The organism is Acidithiobacillus sp. TH-A36 (genome assembly GCF_057473445.1).
This window is the reverse complement of record NZ_JBYCKP010000593.1, coordinates 1-1,062: the sequence shown is the minus strand read 5'-3', so window position 1 is coordinate 1,062 and position 1,062 is coordinate 1. Positions and strand designations below refer to the sequence as shown.

Genomic DNA, 1,062 nt, shown 5'->3' with positions numbered 1-1,062 from the left:
CCTTTGGTGGCTATCTCACTGAAACGCTGAGCTGGCGTTGGGTTTTTTACCTCAATATTCCCTTTGGAATTCTGGCATTTCTACTGATGAGAAAAGTATCTGATGGGGGCAGAAAGTCTAATCCTCGTCCTGTGGACTGGATGGGCTTTGGGCTGATGGTGATAAGCTTGGGCGCATTGCAAGGTTTGCTCAGCCTCGGAGATCAGGATGGCTGGTTCAGTTCAAGGACCATCATCATACTCGCTCTGATCACCGTGCTTGGCTTGCTGTTTTTTATTGGGCGCTCCCTTTCCGTCCCGTATCCCCTGGTGAATCTGCGCCTGCTCAAAGACCGGAATTTAATGATCGGCAGTATGGGTATTGGCCTATATGGTTTCGCCATGTTTGGCACCATGGTGATATTGCCCATCATGCTGGAAAGCCTCATGCACTATGAAGCATTCACTGTGGGTCTGGTGATGGCCCCCCAAGGGATTGCTACGATGATAGCGATGATGCTGGCGGGGCGCCTGCTTGGTCGAGGGGTTAAGCCTCGCGACATTGTGCTGGCCGGTATTGCCTTTGGCGCTTTCGGCACTTATCTCAGTACGCTGTATACCCTCAACATCAGCATGGCATGGGTTATTTGGCCGGGTGTTATCCGGGGCATCGGTTTTGGTCTGATTGCTACACCTCTCTTTACCCTGGCATTCACGACCCTTAAAAAAACCCAGCATGCAGAGGCTTCCGGTATTTTTAATCTGATGCGCAGGCTGGGCGGCAGCGTGGGCGTTGCCATTGTGTCTACTGTCATGACCCAGGAAGCCCAGGTGGGCTGGAATACGATGAGCGGGTTCATCAATCCCTTCAATCCGGCCTTGCATCAGTATCTGGCCGCTGCGGGAATGGCTCAGAATCCGACGGCCTGGCAGATACTGGGGAACGTGGTACTCCACAGCCAAGCCAACATGCGCGGGATGCTGGATGCATTTGTTCTCTTGTTTTACGGCTTTCTCATCATGATTCCGCTGATTCTGTTTCTCAAAAAACCACGCCTCAAATGACCACTAGCAGGATCAGGAT

Annotated in this window: 1 protein-coding gene; it reads left to right on the top strand. The window is 52.2% G+C overall.

The annotated features are described in order from the left end of the window. Positions 1–1,043: DHA2 family efflux MFS transporter permease subunit (locus AC2VLY_RS14960; protein WP_486922544.1), on the top strand; the 1,043-nt coding region annotated here is incomplete at its 5' end. Positions 1,044–1,062: the final 19 nt, after the last annotated feature.